Raw genomic sequence first — 18,005 nt, 5'->3', positions numbered from 1 at the left:
GGAGGGTCGGGGCCGGCGTCAAATTCGGTCGGTGGCGGTCAGGGCGCCGGCACGCGGAGTGCCGCGCAGGCCGTGGCGGGCGAACCAGGCGCGCGCCTGCTCGGCGTCGCGGTGAATGGCATTGGTGAGCGTGTCGAGGTCGACGTACTTTTCCTCGTCGCGCAGTTTTTCCAGGAACTCGACGCGCACCAGCTTGCCGTAGCAGGGACGGTCGTAGTCGAATACATGGACTTCGAGCAGCATGCGGCCGGCGTCCTCGACGGTAGGACGCACGCCCAGGCTGGCCACGGCCGGCAGCGGCGTGTCGGCCAAGCCATGCACCTGCACCACGAAGATGCCATGCACGGCCGGGCGGTGTGCGACGCGCAGGTTCAGGGTCGGGAAGCCGAGCGTACGGCCGAGCTTGGCACCGTGGATCACGTGGCCGGACATCGCATACGGGTGGCCGAGCAGGGCGCCGGTGGCTTCCAGTTCGCCCGCGGCCAGGGCCGCACGCACGGCCGAGGACGAGATGCGCTGGTCGCCTTCGCGCACCGTCGGCAGGGTCTCGACATGGAAACCATGGCGGCGGCCGGCTTCCATCAGCATCGCGACATTGCCGGCGCGCCTGGCGCCGTAGCAGAAATCGTCGCCGACCATCAGCCATTTCACGTGCAGGCCGCCGACCAGCACGCGGCTGACGAAGTCCTCGGGGGAAATCGAAGCGAACTGTTCGTTGAAATGCTCGACGATGACGCGGTCGATGCCGGCCTCGGCCAGGTCTTCCAGCTTGTCGCGCAGGTTGGCAATGCGTGCCGGCGCCCGCGACAGGTCGCCGCTACGCTGGGCGAAGTATTCGCGCGGATGCGGCTCGAAGGTCATCACGGCCGCTTCCAGCCCAAGCGCGTCGGCCGCATTGCGCACGCGCGCCAGCAACGCCTGGTGCCCGCGGTGGACACCATCGAAGTTGCCGATCGTCAGAGCACAGGGAGCACGCGCCGCGTCGTTGGGAAGTCCGCGAAATACCTTCATTGGTTGTTCCAGAATGCCGGGCGGGTGAAGCAAGCGACCACGCCGTGGGGCGAAACCTTGATTATACGGTAAAGGCTTGTTGCAATGCGGAGAGAGGAGGGGGCATTCGTTGCCAGTTTGCCAGGGCTGCTGGGTGATTGCAGCATGCAAAGCTTGGCATGCCAGGGCATTCGCAAGGTGAGCGGCTCCACCCGGGAGCGTGATACCCGGCTGCGCAAACGCCGCCCACGCGTTCAAGCCCGGCATGCAGGCCGGCGGCCCGACTTGCATGTGTGTGTTGAACGCGTAGGCGGCGCATAAGGAGCAGGTCACCGTGCGTTCGGGTGGAGCCGCCTACCCTGCGTCGTGGAGGTAGGGGTGAGCTGCACTAGCGCGGAGCTTGATGGTCGGTTGCGAAAATGCCGCCCACGCGTTCAAGCCCGGCATCCGGCCGGCGGCCCGACTTGCATGTATGCGTTGAACGCGTAGGCAGCGCATAAGGAGCAGGTCATCGTGCGTTCGGGTGGAGCCGCCTACCCTACGGTTGGTGGAGAAATCGCGGCTGGAAAAAAAACGCCGCCTGCGAACAGGCGGCGTTTCATGGGCAAGTGCTTGCCGGAGATCAGGCCAGTGGCTTGTTGATCGCCATGATCCAGTAGCGGGCCAGCTCGGCGGTGCCTTCCTTGCCGCTGACGCCGCGCAGGGTGCTGATCGCCTGCTGCTTCTTGCCAGCCGCGGCGTAGGCTTCGCCCAGGCGCAGCTTGGCTTCGTCAGCGTAGCGCAGGTTGTCGGCCTTGATGGCGTTTTCCATCATCTTCAGACCCTTGTCGGCCTGGCCCGACTGCACCAGGCTGTAACCGAGGGCGACGAGACCGTCGTTGTCCTTGGCGGCCGTGTACTCGGCTTCCAGGGCGGCGATGGTCTTGTTCTGCTCGGCCAGGTTCTTCTCGGCCAGGTCTTTCAGGCGCTGGTGGCGCGCGGCGTCGGGACCGGTGCCCAGGGCGCCAGCCTTGTAGCCCTTGTCGATGACTTTGAGGGCTTCCGCCGGTGCTTTCGCCTGCAGCACCAGCTGGGCCATTTCCATGAACTCGCTCGGCTTCTTGAGCAGGTTGTTGGCCAGCTTCAGGCGGTACAGGTCGACCGACAGGCGGCCCGAGAACCCGGGCTTGCCCTGGACGCGGTTCAGCAGGTCGTTCCAGTACTGGGCCTTCGGATAGTTGGCGGCCAGCTTTTCGATGGTGTTGACGTAACCGGTCTTGTCGTTCTTCTTGAGCTGGATGTTCGCCAGCATGCCGAGCTGGTCTTCGGTCATGCGGCCCGATTTCTCGGCGTTACGCAGCTCGTTTTCCAGGGCGGCGGTATTGCCCTGCTTGTAATAGTTCTGCAGCAGATAGGCGCGCAGCTTCGGATCGTCGCCATTCTTCAGTTGGCGCAGGATCGCTTCGTTCGCCTTGTTCAGTTCGCCGCCGCGCATGTAGATGCCGATCAGGCCTTCCGAGAACTGGCCGCGTTCGGCTGCCGACAGCTTGCCCGAGGCGAGCAGGGCTTCGAAAGCGTTGGCAGCGGTGCCGTAGTCGCCGGCCGAGGAGGCGGCAGCAGCGCGCACGCGCTCGATCAGGTAGCTTTCGTTGGCTGTTTTACCGGAAACCTTGTCCGCTTCGCGCAGTTTTGCCAGGGCGTCCTTGTGCTTGCCCTGTTTCATCAATGCCTGGGCTGCCTGCAGTGGGCGGCCGACTTCGGGGCGCAGGGTTTCTGCCGCGTGGGCGGGAGCCATGCCGACGATCGGAGCTGCTGCGGTGAAGCCGAGGGCGGCCAATGCGAGGCCGAGGTGTGCGAGACGGAATTTGCTCATCGTGGAAAATCCTCTTTGAAAATGGACACGGCAGGGAAACCCTGCCGTGTTGGTCTAGCGTGGTGCGATTACTGGAACTGCTCGTTACCGACCATGCCGATCTTCGTCACGCCGAGGCGCTGTGCGGTCGCCATGACACCGGCGACAACCTTGTACTCGACCAGCTTGTTCGGACGCAGGTGCACTTCCGGCTGTTCGGCTTGGGCTGCCACTTCGTTCATCTTGGCTTCCAGCGTCGCCCGGTCTGGAACAACCTGGCCGTTCCACGACACGGTACCGTCGAAGTCGACGTCGATGGTGACGACAACTGGTTCAGTGACCTGTGGTGGCGAAGGACCGACTGGCATGTTCAGATTGACCGAGTGGTTTTGCTTCGGAATCGTGATAATCAGCATAATGATCAGAACGAGCAGGACGTCGATCAACGGCGTCATGTTCATTTCCATCATCGGTTCCGGATCGGCTGCCTTGGCGGAGCCTGAACCTACGTTCATACCCATGGTGTTTCCTTTTCAAATAACTGGGGTGCAAGTGGCAGCGCCGGATTTGCGTCCGACGCTGCGGCTTGATCAGCCCATGTCAGGCTGTTACATCTTGTCAGGCGGTTCGATGATGAAACCGACCTTCTGCACCCCGGCACGCTGTGCCGTATAGATCACCCGGCCAATGGCTTCGTAGCGGGTTTCCTGGTCGCCACGAACTTTCACTGCAGGCTGCGGCTGTTTCACCGACTGCTCCGCGAAGAACTTGAACAATTCGTCCGTATTCGCGATGCGGCGCTGGTTCCAGTACATTTCGCCGTCTTTATTGACGGTGATATTGATGTCTTCCGGCGCGGTCTTGGTGACCTGGTTGACTTCCGCCGGCAGAGTCACCTTTTTCAGCTGCAGGACCACTGGGCTGGTAATCAGGAAGATGATCAGGAGAACCAACATGATGTCGACAAGCGGCGTCGTGTTGATCTCTGACATCACGGCATCTTCATCTCCGCTATCGGAGCCGACACTCATACCCATGATTTATCCAATCTTTTTAGCGCCGGCGGCAGCACGGGCAGCTTCGGAGGTGGTCATCGCGCCCGAGATCAGGACCGAGTGCACGTCGGCGCTGAACGAACGGACATCTTCCATTGCCGACTTGTTGCGGCGAACCAGCCAGTTGTAACCCAGGACCGCAGGAACTGCAACGAACAGACCGAAGGCGGTCATGATCAGTGCTTCACCCACTGGGCCTGCCACTTTGTCGATCGACGCGTTACCCGACATACCGATGTTGGTCAGCGCGTTGTAGATGCCCCAGACGGTACCGAACAGACCGATGAACGGCGAGGTCGAACCAACGGTTGCCAGGAACGACAGGCCATCTTGCAGGCGCGACTGGACGCGGTCCACGGCGCGCTGGATCTGCATGGTCACCCAGGTCGACAGGTCGATCTGCTCGAGCAGGGCGCCGTCGTGGTGCTGGGTTGCCTTGGTGCCGGTTTCAGCGATGAAGCGGAATGGCGAGCCTTCTTTCAGGGTAGCCGAACCAGCAGCGATCGAGTTGGCTTTCCAGAATTTCTGGGAAACTTCCTTCGACTGGCGCATGATCTTCGACTGGTCGATCAGCTTGGTGATGATGATGTACCACGAACCCATCGACATGATCGACAGGATGATGATGGTGCCCTTGTTGACGAAGTCGCCTTCTTCCCACATGGCCGAGAAGCCGTACGGGTTCTTGACTTCTTCCTTGGCGCCGGCTGCGGCCGGAGCGGCAGCGCCTTCGGCTGCAGGAGCGGCTGCTGCGTCAGCGGCCGGAGCTGCTGCTGCGTCAGCGGTCGGGGCTGCTGCTGCGTCTGCCGGAGCTGCTGCGCCTGCTGCCGGTGCGTCAGCGAAGGCTGGTGCCGAGACCAGGGCCGCTGCTGCCGTAACCGAGAACAGGACTGCCGCCAGGACAGCGGACAAACGGGTATTCTTAAACATGCTTCCTCCAGAAATATAAAAATAGACAGTTCGCTGATCTAATTGACAACGAAAATCACAGTTGTGAGACGATCTTCTGTCTCGGTTATTGTTCCAGCGACCAGACGTACTGTACTGGGACCCATGCCTGTTCAGGCTGACCATTGACCATTGCCGGTTTGAAGCGGCACTTGCCGATAGCCTGCTGCGCTGCGCGGTCCAGATCACGCGAACCACTCGATTTCGTGATCTTGGAATCGACCATGCGACCATCGACGCCAATCAGGAACGAGATCGTGGTTGTGCCTTCTTCTTCGTTACGTGCCGAGGCTTTCGGGTATTCCGGCTTCGCGCAGGTGCTGAAGTCGGCCACTGCCGGGGTACGGCTCGGACCTGCCGCCGGGCTAGGCTGAGCTGCCGGTGCCGGTGGGGCTGGTGGAGTCAGGCTGGTCGTCGGTGGCGGCGTGCTCGTCGTTGCGGCGATGGCAGTCGGCGACGGCGGCGGTGGCGTTACCTGTACCTCGACCGGCGGGATGAATGGAGGCGGCGGGGCCTTCATTTCCGGCGGTGGTGGCGGTGGTGGAGTTTCGGGCGGTGGAGGCGGCTTCACCTCCTCGATCAACTTCGTTTCCACTGCTTCCTGTACTTTCGAGATCACCTTCGTACCGAGACCATTGATGATCCCCCAGGCGACCAGGACGTGCAACAGGACCACAATGGTGATACCAGTGAGATTCTTCCCCGGTTCCTTCTCATGTGAAAAATTCATGCCTGCTTTCTCCAATACCAACTCTTTTTGTTGCTACTAAACCCACAAAACACGACGAAAAGACAAGGCCGCATCCGGGACATCGGCGAATTATACCTACGAATTAATTTTTGCACAGGTATTTTTGAGCCTCCGAAACCCCCGTAAATGCCTGTAAAAACAGGCAATACAGCTCATCCGGATGCACTCCTGCTGTGCAAAAAAGCGCGGTCTAATTCTAAACAAAATTACAAGATTGCACGGTGTTACTTGCACTTCTGTAGAACATGAGGTGAGGGCTGCCCTTTTGCCAAATTATGCACGCTGATTTTGCCAAGTGGCAAATATCATATAGTGCAATGCTGAGCTTTTTGCAAACTATAGCCAGTTTTGGCTGAGCTGAGCGTTCGCTAGCTAACAGAACAGGGGGCTGGACGGGGCGGGGTGGACGACTGAAGGTGGTGGCAAACTGAATACTTGATATGCGTCAATGTGGATAATACGTACGGACAAGTATTCAAAAACTTGTCCGTACAAGCGCCGCATCGAAGGGATTAGCGGTGGTGGCGCTTTTCGCGTCGGCAGTCGAGGAAGCTGACCACGTGGCCGCTGGTGTCCACGGTTTCGAGCCGGACATCGAAGCCCCACAGGCGAGCGACATGCTTGAGCACTTCCTGGGCCTGGGCGTTGAGCGGACGGCGCTGGAACTGGGTATGGCGCAAGGTGAGGGCGCGGTCGTCGCGGGTGTTGACCTGCCAGACCTGGATGTTCGGCTCGCGGTTGCCGATGTTGTACTGCTCGGCCAGCTGCTGGCGCACGTAGCGGTAGCCGGCTTCGTCGTGAATGGCCGAAATCGTCAATTTGTCGCTGCGGTCGTCGTCGAGCACGGCAAAGAAGTGGAAGTCGCGGATCAGCTTGGGCGACAGGTACTGGGCAATGAAGCTTTCGTCCTTGAAGTTACGCATGGCAAAGTCGAGCGTTTTGATCCAGTCGCTGCCGGCAATGTCCGGGAACCAGGCGCGGTCTTCATCGGTCGGGTTCTCGCAGATCCGGCGTATGTCGCTCATCATCGCGAAACCGAGGGCATACGGATTGATGCCCGAATAATAAGGACTGGTCGCAGGTGGCTGATAGACGACGTTCGTATGGCTTTGCAGGAACTCGAGCATGAAGCCGTCGCCAACGATCCCCTCTTTATATAGTTCCTGCAGAATCGTGTAGTGCCAGAAGGTGGCCCAGCCTTCGTTCATCACCTGGGTCTGGCGCTGCGGATAGAAGTATTGCGAGATCTTGCGGGTAATACGCACCAGTTCGCGCTGCCAGGGTTCCAGCAGCGGTGCGTACTTCTCTATAAAGTACAGCAGGTTTTCCTCGGGCTCGATTGGAAAGCGCGGTGGCGGGGTGTCGCGCTCTTCCTCCTCGCGCCGGGGCACCGTGCGCCACAGGGCGTTCACCTGCGACTGGGCATACTCCTCGCGCTCCTTCTGGCGCGCCGCTTCCTGTGCCACCGACAGCTTGGCCGGACGTTTATAACGGTCGACCCCATAGTTCTGGATCGCGTGGCAGGAGTCGAGCAGGTCCTCGACCGCGTCGATGCCATAGCGCTGCTCGCATTCGGCAATATAGTTCTTGGCGAACACCATGTAGTCGACGATGGCTTCGGCGTCGGTCCAGGTGCGGAACAGGTAGTTGCCTTTGAAGAAAGAATTGTGGCCGTAAGCCGCGTGGGCAATCACCAGCGCCTGCATGGTCAGGCTGTTCTCCTCCATTAAATAGGCGATGCAGGGATTCGAGTTGATGACGATCTCGTAGGCCAGGCCCATCTGGCCGCGCTTGTAGCTCTTCTCAGTGGTGAGGAAATGTTTGCCGAAGGACCAGTGGTTATACGACACCGGCATGCCGACCGAGGTGTAGGCATCCATCATCTGCTCGGCGGTAATGACCTCGAGCTGGTTCGGGTAGGTGTCGAGGCCGAATTTCCTGGCCACGCGGCGAATTTCTTCGTGCGCCTGTTCGATCAGGTCGAAGGTCCATTCGGACTGTTCGGGGAGGGCGCGCGGATTGGTATGGTCGTCTGGCATGGCGTGCCTATCGGTTGGAGGACCCGCGGACATCGGGCGCGGCGCAAGTGTGGTGCCGGCGGTCTGCCGGCCCTGCTTGCGTTTGCATCGGATATCGGGTGTCCATGTGCTGGCCTTATTTTGGTTGCTTCTTGAACAGCTCGCGGAAGACCGGGTAGATGTCGGCCGGAGTCACGATCTTCTGCATCGCAAAGTTGCTGTGCTGCGCCGCCACCTCGGTATATTGCTCCCACAGGTTCTGCGGCGGCCCGTCGGTGATTTCGACATAGGTGTAGTACTGCACCTTGGGCATGATGCCGTGGGTCAGCAACTGCTTGCACAGCACGGAGTCGTTGTCCCAGTTGTCGCCGTCCGAAGCCTGGGCGACGTAGGCGTTCCAGTCGGCGCTGGCATAGCGCTCGCCGATCACCTTCTGCAGCAGGTGCAGGGCCGAAGAGACAACGGTGCCGCCTGACTCGCGCGAGTGGAAGAACTCGTCCTCGTCGACTTCGGCCGCGGCCGTGTGGTGGCGGATGAAGACGACCTCGATGTGTTCGTATACGCGCTTGAGGAATAAATAGAGCAGGATGAAGAAGCGCTTGGCCGTGTCCTTGCGCGTTTCGTCCATCGAGCCGGACACGTCCATGATGCAGAACATCACGGCCTGGGTGCTCGGTTTCGGTACCTTGATGCGGTTGCTGTAGCGCAGGTCGAACGGATCGATGAAGGGAATCGCGTTGATGCGCGTGTGGTAGTGGTGAATCTTGCGGCGCAGTTCGACGACGCGCGGGTCTTCTTCGAGCACCCCGGCATCGAACAGGTCCTGCAATTCCTGCTGGGCTTCGGCCAGGTGGCGCCGGCTGGGGCCGCCTACCGCAATGCGCCGGCCGAGTGCGCCGCGCAGCGAGCGCAGTACGTGGATGTTCGACGGCGTGCCCGAGACGTTGTAGCCGGCGCGCTGGGTCTTGAATTCGATCGTCTGCGACAGCTGCGTCTTGATCATGTTCGGCAGCTCGAGGTCTTCGAAGAAGTAGTTCATGAACTCTTCGCGCGAGAGCTCGAAGATGAAGTCGTCCTCGACGGTCTGGTCGCTATTGCCGGCGCGCCCGCGTCCGGACCCGCCGCCGCCGCTGCGGGGGCGGTTGAACTGGTCGCCTTTCTGGTATTCGGTATTGCCGGGATTGACGGTTTCCCATACGCCGCCGTGGGCGTGGCCGAAATGAGGCTCGTTGACGTCCTTGACGGGAATCGAGACCTTTTCGCCGTTCTCGACATCGGTGATCGAACGGCCCTTGATCGCGCGGCCGACCGCATCCTTGATCTGCGCTTTGTAGCGGCGCAGGAAGCGTTCGCGGTTGACCGCTGACTTGTTCTTGCTCTGCAAGCGACGGTCGATGAGGTAAGTCAAAACATGCCTCCTGCAAAAATCGCGGCGGACCAGGTGCTGCGCTGGTCCTCCTATCTTAATACGCTGCGTGCTGACGCGGGGTGCGCACGGCTGGCAGGGTCGTCAAAAATGCGTGGAACGCCGCGAAAGCGTGCCCGGAGGCGACGCTTTCGATGCTTGCGGCACACCGAGCAGGCCGTAAGCGGACACAGGCGGATGGCGCCGCGTGCCCTGGCAGCGTGGTCCCTACCTCAGGACGATTTCCTCACACGCAGGTACCATTCGCACAGGAGCCGCACCTGCTTGGCCGTATACCCTTTCTCCACCATGCGGTTGACGAAGTCGGCATGTTTCGTCGCGTCCTCGGCGCTGGCCTTGGCGTTGAACGAAATCACCGGCAGCAGTTCTTCGGTGTTCGAGAACATCTTCTTCTCGATCACGGTGCGGAATTTTTCGTAGCTGGTCCAGGCCGGGTTCTTGCCGCCATTGGTCGCCCGGGCACGCAGGCCGAAGTTGACGATCTCGTTGCGGAAGTCCTTCGGATTCGAGATGCCGGCCGGCTTCTCGATTTTCTCGAGTTCGGCATTGAGCGACTCGCGGTCGAAACTTTCGCCGGTGTCGGGATCGCGGAATTCCTGGTCCTGGATCCAGAAGTCGGCAAACGTCACGTAGCGGTCGAAGATGTTCTGGCCGTATTCCGAATAGCTCTCCAGGTAGGCCGTCTGGATTTCCTTGCCGATGAAGTCGACGTAGCGCTGCGCCAGGTGCTCTTTAATATAAGAGTGGTAGCGCTGCTCCTGTTCCGGCGGGAACTGCTCGCGTTCGATCTGCTGTTCCAGTACATACAGCAGGTGCACCGGATTGGCGGCCACTTCGGTATTGTCGAAGTTGAAGACCTTCGACAGGATCTTGAAGGCGAAGCGCGTCGACAGCCCGTTCATGCCTTCGTCCACGCCGGCGTAATCCACATATTCATGCAAGGATTTGGCCTTGGGGTCGGTGTCCTTCAAATTTTCGCCATCGTAGACCAGCATCTTTGAATAGATGCTGGAATTCTCCGGATCCTTCAGGCGCGACAGGATCGCGAACTGCGCCATCATGCGCAGCGTGCCCGGCGCACAGGGTGCTTTCTCGAGCGAGGAATTGCGGATCAACTTGTCGTAGATCTTGATTTCATCGGAGATGCGCAGGCAATACGGCACCTTCACGATGTAGATGCGATCGAGGAAAGCCTCGTTGTTGCGGTTGTTGCGGAAGCTTTTCCATTCCGACTCGTTCGAGTGCGCCAGGATGATGCCTTCGAAGGGAATCGCGCCGAAACCCTCGGTGCCCTTGTAATTGCCTTCCTGCGTGGCCGTCAGCAAAGGGTGCAGCACCTTGATCGGTGCCTTGAACATCTCGACGAATTCCATCAGGCCCTGGTTGGCCAGGCAGAGGCCGCCGGAATAGCTGTAGGCGTCCGGATCGTCCTGCGAATAATCCTCGAGCTTGCGGATGTCGACCTTGCCGACCAGCGAAGAAATATCCTGGTTGTTCTCGTCGCCCGGCTCGGTCTTTGAAATGGCGATTTGTTTCAGGATCGACGGGTAGCGCTTCACGACGCGGAACTTGTTGATGTCGCCGCCGAACTCGTGCAGGCGTTTCACTGCCCACGGGCTCGGGATCGAGCGCAGGTAGCGGCGCGGGATGCCATAGTCTTCCTCGAGGATGACGCCGTCCTCGTCTTCGTTGAACAGGCCCAGCGGCGATTCGTTCACGGGCGAACCCTTGATCGCATAGAAGGGAACCTGTTCCATCAGGTGCTTGAGCTTCTCGGCGATCGACGACTTGCCGCCGCCGACGGGACCGAGCAGGTAGAGGATCTGCTTGCGTTCTTCCAGGCCTTGCGCCGCGTGGCGGAAGTAGGAAACGACCTGCTCGATCACTTCCTCCATGCCATAGAACTCGCGGAAGGCGGGATAGATCTTGATGACCTTGTTGGCGAAGATGCGCGACAGCCGCGGGTCGAGCCGGGTATCGACAAGGGTCGGTTCGCCGATGGCGGCCAGCATGCGCTCGGGTGCGCTCGCGTAGGTCAGCGGGTCTTTCTTGCACAGGGCAAGGTATTCGGTCAGGGAATATTCTTCTTCGCGGGTACGCTCATAACGGGCGGCGTAGTTGTCAAAAATGGTCATGTGCATGTCCTTTAGTTTGCTAACAACGATCTGTCACGGCAGCCGATCGATGCCGACTGCTAAGTCCCGTTTTTCTTGGCGTACTTTGGAGCACCTAACAAAGCCTCCAGCCCAGCGTTGCGTTGTCTCGCCGTACGGGCGTACTGTCTTCGGCAACGCGCCTGGGTCTGAAGGCTTTGCCAGGCGCTCTTATTGACGGGTCGCCGTGGTAGCGCCGCGAGGTGGGGCGGCGGCTCTGGCGGATCTTCTTGTTCTGGCCGGCTTGTGGCCGGCAGTTCCCATGGAGTGGAGGTCTTCTTGTGTTACTGAAATTTATTATGTGCCTATCCGTTTCCGAAGTCAAAGCCCTATCGTGTGCACTGTCGCGTTATCGATAAGTAATTGATTGGAAAGAAAAAAGAGCGAATTTGACGAGGGCCGCGGCGCGTTCGTGCGCAGTCCTTCGGGACCCCATTTCGAGGCATTCCAACAGGCCATTTCCAGCTGTATTTACTGCTGGGTTGTCGGTACCCTGAATCGATAGTGCACGATCTCGAGGGGTAGCGGCGCACGCCAAACGCAGGGCTTTTTTTGCTCCGTTTTTACCGGAAAAACGGGGCGTCGTCCCATGCGGTACACTGGCCGGCAGTGGTCAGTTTTACCACTTTCACACCCCTGCCCAAGCGCCCCAAGACGGAGTAAAACCATGCTGACCGAGCAGCTGCGCCAGATCATCCAACGGATGCCGAAAGCCGAATTGCACATCCACATCGAGGGCTCGCTGGAGCCGGAACTGATCTTTGCGCTGGCACAAAGGAACGGTGTATCGCTGCCTTATCCATCGGTCGAAGCGTTGCGCCAGGCCTACGCATTCAGCGATTTGCAGTCCTTTCTCGACATCTATTACGCTGGCGCCAGTGTGCTCCTGACCGAGCAGGATTTCTACGACATGACCGCGGCCTACTTGCAAAGGGCGGCGTCTGACAACGTTCGACACACAGAACTCTTTTTCGATCCCCAAACCCACACGGCGCGTGGTGTGCCCTTCGAGACCGTGATCAACGGCATCTGGCGAGCCTGCCAGGATGGGCCCATCAGCGCGGGCCTGATCATGTGTTTCCTGCGCCACCTGTCGGAAGAAGAGGCCCTGGCCACGCTCGACGAGGCGCTGCCGCACCGGGACAAGTTCATCGGCGTCGGCCTCGATTCGTCCGAGGTCGGCCACCCGCCGGAGAAGTTCGCGCGTGTCTTCGAGCGCGCCCGCCAGCTCGGCCTGCGCCTGGTCGCGCATGCGGGCGAGGAGGGGCCGCCGGCCTATATCGAAAGCGCACTGGACGTGTTGAATGTCGAGCGCATCGACCACGGCGTGCGCTGCCTGGAGAGCCCCGAGCTGGTCGAGCGCCTGGCGCGCGAGCACATGGCCTTGACTGTCTGCCCGCTGTCGAACATCAAGCTGCGCGTGTTCGACGTGATGGGCTCGCACAACCTGCGCACCCTGCTCGACAAGGGCCTGGCGGCCACCGTCAATTCCGACGACCCCGCCTATTTCGGCGGCTACATGAACGACAATTTCATCGCGGCCTTCGACGCCTTGCCGCTGGATATCACGCATGCGCGCCAGCTGGCCCACAACAGCTTTGCCGCCGCCTTCCTGGGGCCCGAGCAGAAGCGCGCCTTCCTGGCTGAAGTCGACCAGTTCTTCGCCAACGCATAACAACAAGGAACCGCGACGATGCTGACCCAATCCCTTCGCATGACCGCGCGCGACTGGCGCGCCGGCGAGTTGCGTTTCCTGCTGGTGGCACTGATCGTTGCCGTCGCTGCCCTGTCCTCGGTCGGCTTCTTCATCGACCGCATGCGCGCCGGCCTGGCGCGGGACGCCCACCAGCTGCTCGGCGCCGACCTGATCCTGAACGCCGACCAGCCGGTCCCCGCCGCCTGGCGCACCGAGGCGACGCGGCGTGGCCTGCTGCTGGCCGACACCATCACCTTCCCCAGCATGGCGCAAGGCGGCGAGGGCGAAGCGTCAACGGCGCAGCTGGCCTCGATCAAGGCCGTCTCGAACGGTTATCCACTGCGCGGCGAACTGCGCATTACCACCGATCCCGCCCAGGCCAGCAATGCCCTTGGCACCCGCACGCGCGGCATCCCCGCGCCCGGCACCGTCTGGGTCGACGCCAACCTGCTGACCGGAATCGGCGTCAAGGTCGGCGAATCCCTGCAGCTGGGCGACCGGCGCTTCACCATTGCCCAGCTGATCGCGGCCGAGCCGGACCGTGGCGCCTCGTTCGCCAATTTCGCACCGCGCGTGCTGCTGTCGATCGGCGATCTGCAGTCGACCGGCCTGGTCGACAATTTCGCGCGCGTGACCTATCGCGTGCAGGTGGCGTCCCCGGCGAAGAACGATTTTGCGCGCGTGCGCGATTTCGAGGCCTGGCTGCGCGCGCGCATCGCCGGCGACAACGTCAAGGGCGTGCGCATCGAGACGCTGGAAAACGGCCGCCCGAAATGCAGGCCACGCTCGACCGCGCCGACCGCTTCCTGTCCCCGGTCGGCCTGCTGTCGGCGCTGCTTGCGGCGGTGGCCGTGGCGATGGCGGCGCGCCGCTTCATGCAGCGCCACCTGGACGCCTGCGCCATGCTGCGCTGCCTGGGGCTGACGCAGAACCAGGTCGGCGCCCTGTACCTGATCGAGTTCGCGCTGGTCGGCCTGGCCGGCAGCCTGCTTGGCGTGCTCGTGGGTTTTGGTGCCCACTTCGTGCTGCTCGAACTGATCGGCAAGCTGCTGCCCGCCGACCTGCCGCCGGTGTCGCCGCTGCCGGCGCTGCAGGGCATCGCCACCGGCATGCTGCTGCTGGTCGGCTTTGCACTGCCGCCCGTCCTGCAGCTGCGGAACGTGCCGCACAACCGCGTGATCCGGCGCGAGCAAACCGCGCCGCAGCCGATGGCGCTGGCAACCTACGGCCTCGGTACCGTCGTCTTTGTCGCGCTGCTGCTGTGGCAGGCGGGCGACCCGAAGCTGGCCCTGATCACGGCCGGCGGTTTCCTCGGCGGCTTCGCCTTCTTTGCGCTCGTTGCCTGGCTGGGCCTGCGCCTGCTGCGCCAGTTGCGCGGCGCCTTCAAGCACCGGGGCTTGCGTTTTGCCGTCACTTCGCTGCAGCGCCGCCCGGGCGCCACCATCGTGCAGGTGGTATCGCTGGCCCTCGGTTTGATGGCGCTGCTGCTGCTGACGGTGGTGCGCGGCGACCTGGTCGCGGCCTGGCAGCGCGCCACGCCAGAGAACGCGCCCAACCGCTTCATCATCAACGTGCTGCCCGACCAGAAGGACGACGTCACGCGCCGCATCGCCGCGGCCGGCGTCGAGGCGCCGCGTTTGTACCCGATGATCCGCGGCCGCCTGACGGCCGTGAACGGCAAGCCGGTCACGGCAAGCACCTACAAGAGCGAGGATGCCCAGCGCCTGGCCAACCGCGAATTCAACCTGTCGACGATGGCCACGCCGCCCGAGGACAACGTGATCGTGCGCGGCGCCTGGTACAGGGACGCGCCCGGCGTCTCCGAGGCCTCGGTCGAGCAGGGCATCGCCAAGACCCTGGGATTGAAGCTCGGCGATACCATCCGCTTCGACATGGGCGGTCTGCCGGTGGACGCGAAGATCACCAGCTTGCGCAAGCTCGAATGGGGCTCGATGCGCGCCAACTTCTTCGTCATCATCAACCCGGCCGCGATGGCGAAGGCGCCGGCCACCTACATGACGGCCTTCCACTTGCCCGAACAGGGCGCGAACCTGGCCAGTTCGCTGGCACGCGCCTATCCGAACCTGACCGTAATCGACGTCAGCGGCATCATCCGCCAGATCCAGGAAGTGGTGGACCAGGTCGTGGTCGCGGTCGAATTCCTGTTCCTGTTCACGCTGGCCTCGGGCGTGCTGGTGCTGTATGCGGCGCTGATGGGTTCGACCACCGATCGCACGCGCGAGGCGGGCCTGTTGCGGGCCCCGGGCGCGACGCGCAGGCAGCTGGCGCAGGCGCAGCGCATCGAGTTCGTGCTGGTCGGCGGCCTGGCTGGCCTGCTCGCGGCCAGCGGCGCGGCGGCCCCGGGCTGGGCGCTGGCGACCTGGCAGTTCAAGTTCGAGTGGTCGTTCAATCCGACCGTGTGGGGGCGGGCATCCTGGCCGGTGCCGTCTGCGCGCTGGCCGGCGGCTGGCTGGGGCTGCGCAGCGTGCTGCGCCAGCCACCGCTGCAAACGCTGCGCGAGGCGACCTGATCGAGATCGTTGCGGGAATGCCGCGTCGGTACACGCGGCGGCCCACGCTCAGTTATGATCACGGGATGTCCGAGAACCAAACCCTGTACGAAATCATCGGCGGCGAAGCCCGCTTGCGCGAACTGGTCGACCGCTTCTACGACCTGATGGAACTGGAGCCGGAGTTCGCCGGCATCCACGCCATGCACCCGAAACCCAACGACGGCTCGCGCGAAAAACTGTTCATGTTCCTGTCCGGCTGGATGGGCGGCCCCGACCTGTTCGTGGAGCGTCATGGCCACCCACGCCTGCGCGCCCGTCACCTGCCATTCGCCATCGGCACGCAGGAGCGCGACCAGTGGCTGCGCGCGATGGCCTGGGCGATGGAAGACATCGGCATGGACGACGATATCCGCCTGCGCCTGATGCAGTCCTTCTACCAGACCGCCGACTGGATGCGCAATAAAGCGGATTGAAATGAGCCGAACGAGATGAGTACTCTTCAATTTGCCGTACTGGCGCTGGCGCTGCTGGCCGTGATCGGGCTGCAGGTTTTGCTGCTCCTGCGCGGACGTACAGATGGCAGCGCGCTCGCCTTCGAACGCCTCGAACGCGAGCTGCGCCAGGAGCTGCAGCACAGCGCCCAGGGCACGCGCCAGGAACTGGCCGGGCACATGGCCCAGCACCAAGGCGGCACCAACCAGCAGTTGGAGAACATGCGCCAGCAGATGCAGCTGCACGCGGCCGGCGGACGCGAGGAGCAGGCGCGTGCGCTCAAGCGCTTTGCCGATACCCTGCAGCAGACCCTGGCGAATCTCACCGAATCGAACGCCCAGCGCATGCTGGAAGTGCGCGCCACGCTGGAAACCAAGATCCGCGACCTGCAGGTCGATAACGCCAAGCGCCTTGAGGAGATGCGCCAGACCGTCGACGAGAAGCTGCACGCGACGCTGGAAACGCGCCTCACGGAATCCTTCCGCCAGGTGTCCGATCGCCTCGAGAAGGTGCACCAGGGCCTGGGCGAAATGCAGCAGCTAGCCATCGGCGTGGGCGACCTGAAACGCGTGCTCACCAACGTCAAGACGCGCGGCACCTGGGGCGAAGTCCAGCTCGAGATGCTGCTCGAGCAGGTGCTGACCGTGGACCAGTACGCGAAGAATGTCGAAACCATCGCGGGTTCCAATGCGCGGGTCGAATTTGCCATCAAGCTGCCGGGCGTGGTCGACGGCGGCCCGCCGCTGTGGCTGCCTATCGACGCCAAGTTCCCGAAGGAGCAGTACGAGCGCCTGCTGGAAGCGCAGGAGCGTTCCGACGCCGAAGGGGTCGCCCGCCACGGCGCCGAACTGGAACGGGCGGTGCGCGCGGAAGCCAGGACCATCTGCGAAAAATACGTGTCGCCGCCGCAGACCACCGACTTCGCCATCCTGTTCCTGCCAACCGAGGGCCTGTATGCGGAAGTGATGCGCCGTCCCGGCGTGGCGGACGACCTGCAGCGCTCGATGCGCGTGACGATCGCCGGCCCGTCGACGCTGTCGGCCCTGCTCAACAGCCTGCAAATGGGTTTCCGCACGCTGGCACTGGAAAAACGCTCGTCGGAAGTGTGGCAGGTGCTCGGCGCCGTGAAGACCGAGTTCGGCAAGTTCGGCGACGTGCTCGCCGCCACCAAGCTCACCCTGGAAAAAGCCGCCCGCAACATCGAAAGCGCGGAGGTGCGCAGCCGCCAGATGGCGCGCAAGCTGAAGTCGGTGGAAGCGCTGCCGAGCGAAGCGGCGCAGTTGATGCTGGGCTCGCAAGAAGAGCTGGACCCGTAGGGTGGGCGCCCCGTGCCCACGCGTGAACGGTGCGACCACGGAACGGTTGACGCCCCGTGCCCACGCGTGAACGGTGCGACCACGGAACGGTTGACGCCCCGTGCCCACGCGTGAACGGTGCGACCACGGAACGGTTGACGCCCCGCGCCCACGCGTGAACGGTGCGTCACGGAACAGTTGACGCATCTCATCAATCATCCGTGACGCATAACGTACTTCGGTGCGTGCAACATACAATGCGCCACCATGTCCCGATACCGTCGCGCACGTACCGGCTCCACCTACTTCTTCACCCTGGTGTCGTTTCGGCGCCAACCCATCCTGTGTCTCCCACCGATCCGCGCCGCGCTACGCCGCGCGGTGCAAGATGTTCGTATCGTTCGCCCGTTCGACATCGATGCCTGGGTCTTGATGCCCGACCATTTACATTGCATCTGGACCTTGCCCGACGGGGACCTGGACTATTCGACGCGCTGGGCGCTCATCAAGAACTCGGTGTCGCGCTTTGCCGGGATAACGACGCCTTATACCGGGCACCCTAGCCCGTCGCGAATCAAGCACCGTGATGCGGCAATCTGGCAGCGCCGGTTCTTCGAACATCGGATACGGGATGATCTTGATTTCGAACGGCATGCGGATTACGTTCATTTCAACCCTGTCCGGCATGGTCATGCCGACAGCGCGATAGCGTGGCCGTTTTCGACATTTCATCGGTTCGTGCGGACAGGCATTTATCCGGCCGATTGGGGTGGAACGGCTCAGGCTGAGATGATGCAGCTAGAGTAGGGCGGTACGGGGTGTCGCCGCGCTCTGTGGA

13 protein-coding genes and 1 pseudogene are annotated in these 18,005 nt (G+C 62.2%); 5 read left to right on the top strand and 9 right to left on the bottom strand.

Annotated features, from left to right (window positions below; genetic code table 11):
- Positions 1-18: 18 nt before the first annotated feature.
- The 9 genes from G4G28_RS19480 to G4G28_RS19440 form a co-directional block, all read right to left on the bottom strand.
- On the bottom strand, positions 19-1,011 hold the full coding sequence (locus G4G28_RS19480) for a bifunctional riboflavin kinase/FAD synthetase (RefSeq protein ID WP_183107733.1): 993 nt from the start codon (positions 1,009-1,011) through the stop codon (positions 19-21).
- Positions 1,012-1,612: 601 nt separating this feature from the next.
- Complete coding sequence (locus G4G28_RS19475) at positions 1,613-2,842, bottom strand: lipopolysaccharide assembly protein LapB (protein ID WP_182989549.1); 1,230 nt, start codon at positions 2,840-2,842, stop codon at positions 1,613-1,615.
- A gap of 68 nt (positions 2,843-2,910) precedes the next feature.
- Positions 2,911-3,342, bottom strand: coding sequence for a biopolymer transporter ExbD (locus G4G28_RS19470; RefSeq protein ID WP_182989548.1), 432 nt, complete (start codon positions 3,340-3,342; stop codon positions 2,911-2,913).
- Between the two features lie 87 nt (positions 3,343-3,429).
- On the bottom strand, positions 3,430-3,858 hold the full coding sequence (locus G4G28_RS19465; RefSeq protein ID WP_182989547.1) for a biopolymer transporter ExbD: 429 nt from the start codon (positions 3,856-3,858) through the stop codon (positions 3,430-3,432).
- A gap of 3 nt (positions 3,859-3,861) precedes the next feature.
- The gene (locus G4G28_RS19460) at positions 3,862-4,806 is read right to left on the bottom strand and encodes a MotA/TolQ/ExbB proton channel family protein (protein WP_202033857.1); all 945 of its coding nucleotides are present in this window, start codon (positions 4,804-4,806) and stop codon (positions 3,862-3,864) included.
- An 85-nt stretch (positions 4,807-4,891) separates the two neighbouring features.
- A complete protein-coding gene (locus G4G28_RS19455; protein WP_182989546.1) occupies positions 4,892-5,554 on the bottom strand; it encodes an energy transducer TonB in 663 nt (220 codons plus the stop codon).
- A 533-nt stretch (positions 5,555-6,087) separates the two neighbouring features.
- The gene (locus G4G28_RS19450; protein ID WP_182989545.1) at positions 6,088-7,614 is read right to left on the bottom strand and encodes a SpoVR family protein; all 1,527 of its coding nucleotides are present in this window, start codon (positions 7,612-7,614) and stop codon (positions 6,088-6,090) included.
- Between the two features lie 115 nt (positions 7,615-7,729).
- Positions 7,730-9,001, bottom strand: coding sequence for a YeaH/YhbH family protein (locus tag G4G28_RS19445; RefSeq protein ID WP_182989544.1), 1,272 nt, complete (start codon positions 8,999-9,001; stop codon positions 7,730-7,732).
- Positions 9,002-9,231: 230 nt separating this feature from the next.
- Positions 9,232-11,154, bottom strand: a complete 1,923-nt coding sequence (locus G4G28_RS19440) for a PrkA family serine protein kinase (protein WP_182989543.1) — start codon at positions 11,152-11,154, stop codon at positions 9,232-9,234.
- 685 nt (positions 11,155-11,839) lie between these two features.
- Here G4G28_RS19440 and G4G28_RS19435 point away from each other — a divergent pair.
- The 5 genes and pseudogenes from G4G28_RS19435 (at position 11,840) to G4G28_RS19415 (ending at position 17,974) form a co-directional block, all read left to right on the top strand.
- On the top strand, positions 11,840-12,847 hold the full coding sequence (locus G4G28_RS19435) for an adenosine deaminase (RefSeq protein ID WP_182989542.1): 1,008 nt from the start codon (positions 11,840-11,842) through the stop codon (positions 12,845-12,847).
- Between the two features lie 18 nt (positions 12,848-12,865).
- Positions 12,866-15,398 (top strand): annotated as a pseudogene (locus G4G28_RS19430) (ABC transporter permease).
- A 65-nt stretch (positions 15,399-15,463) separates the two neighbouring features.
- Positions 15,464-15,853: a group II truncated hemoglobin gene (locus G4G28_RS19425; RefSeq protein ID WP_182989541.1), complete on the top strand. Its 390-nt coding sequence runs from the start codon at positions 15,464-15,466 to the stop codon at positions 15,851-15,853.
- A 15-nt stretch (positions 15,854-15,868) separates the two neighbouring features.
- Entirely contained in the window at positions 15,869-17,188 is a 1,320-nt protein-coding gene (locus G4G28_RS19420; protein WP_182989540.1) for a DNA recombination protein RmuC, read from the top strand.
- 246 nt (positions 17,189-17,434) lie between these two features.
- Complete coding sequence (locus G4G28_RS19415; protein WP_182989539.1) at positions 17,435-17,974, top strand: transposase; 540 nt, start codon at positions 17,435-17,437, stop codon at positions 17,972-17,974.
- The last annotated feature ends 31 nt before the right edge of the window (positions 17,975-18,005 follow it).

This window comes from Massilia sp. Dwa41.01b (genome assembly GCF_014171775.1).
Lineage (GTDB): Bacteria > Pseudomonadota > Gammaproteobacteria > Burkholderiales > Burkholderiaceae_D > Telluria.
The sequence above is the reverse complement of the archived record's forward strand: the minus strand, read 5'-3'. Positions and strand labels throughout refer to the sequence as shown.

Excerpts from the sequence above, each read along its gene's own strand:
- G4G28_RS19480 (WP_183107733.1), bottom strand. The coding sequence starts at position 1,011 with ATGAAGGTATTTCGCGGACTTCCCAACGACGCGGCGCGTGCTCCCTGT.
- G4G28_RS19475 (WP_182989549.1), bottom strand. The coding sequence starts at position 2,842 with ATGAGCAAATTCCGTCTCGCACACCTCGGCCTCGCATTGGCCGCCCTC.
- G4G28_RS19470 (WP_182989548.1), bottom strand. The coding sequence starts at position 3,342 with ATGGGTATGAACGTAGGTTCAGGCTCCGCCAAGGCAGCCGATCCGGAA.
- G4G28_RS19465 (WP_182989547.1), bottom strand. The coding sequence starts at position 3,858 with ATGGGTATGAGTGTCGGCTCCGATAGCGGAGATGAAGATGCCGTGATG.
- G4G28_RS19460 (WP_202033857.1), bottom strand. The coding sequence starts at position 4,806 with ATGTTTAAGAATACCCGTTTGTCCGCTGTCCTGGCGGCAGTCCTGTTC.
- G4G28_RS19455 (WP_182989546.1), bottom strand. The coding sequence starts at position 5,554 with ATGAATTTTTCACATGAGAAGGAACCGGGGAAGAATCTCACTGGTATC.
- G4G28_RS19450 (WP_182989545.1), bottom strand. The coding sequence starts at position 7,614 with ATGCCAGACGACCATACCAATCCGCGCGCCCTCCCCGAACAGTCCGAA.
- G4G28_RS19440 (WP_182989543.1), bottom strand. The coding sequence starts at position 11,154 with ATGACCATTTTTGACAACTACGCCGCCCGTTATGAGCGTACCCGCGAA.
- G4G28_RS19435 (WP_182989542.1), top strand. The coding sequence starts at position 11,840 with ATGCTGACCGAGCAGCTGCGCCAGATCATCCAACGGATGCCGAAAGCC.
- G4G28_RS19425 (WP_182989541.1), top strand. The coding sequence starts at position 15,464 with ATGTCCGAGAACCAAACCCTGTACGAAATCATCGGCGGCGAAGCCCGC.
- G4G28_RS19420 (WP_182989540.1), top strand. The coding sequence starts at position 15,869 with ATGAGTACTCTTCAATTTGCCGTACTGGCGCTGGCGCTGCTGGCCGTG.
- G4G28_RS19415 (WP_182989539.1), top strand. The coding sequence starts at position 17,435 with ATGTCCCGATACCGTCGCGCACGTACCGGCTCCACCTACTTCTTCACC.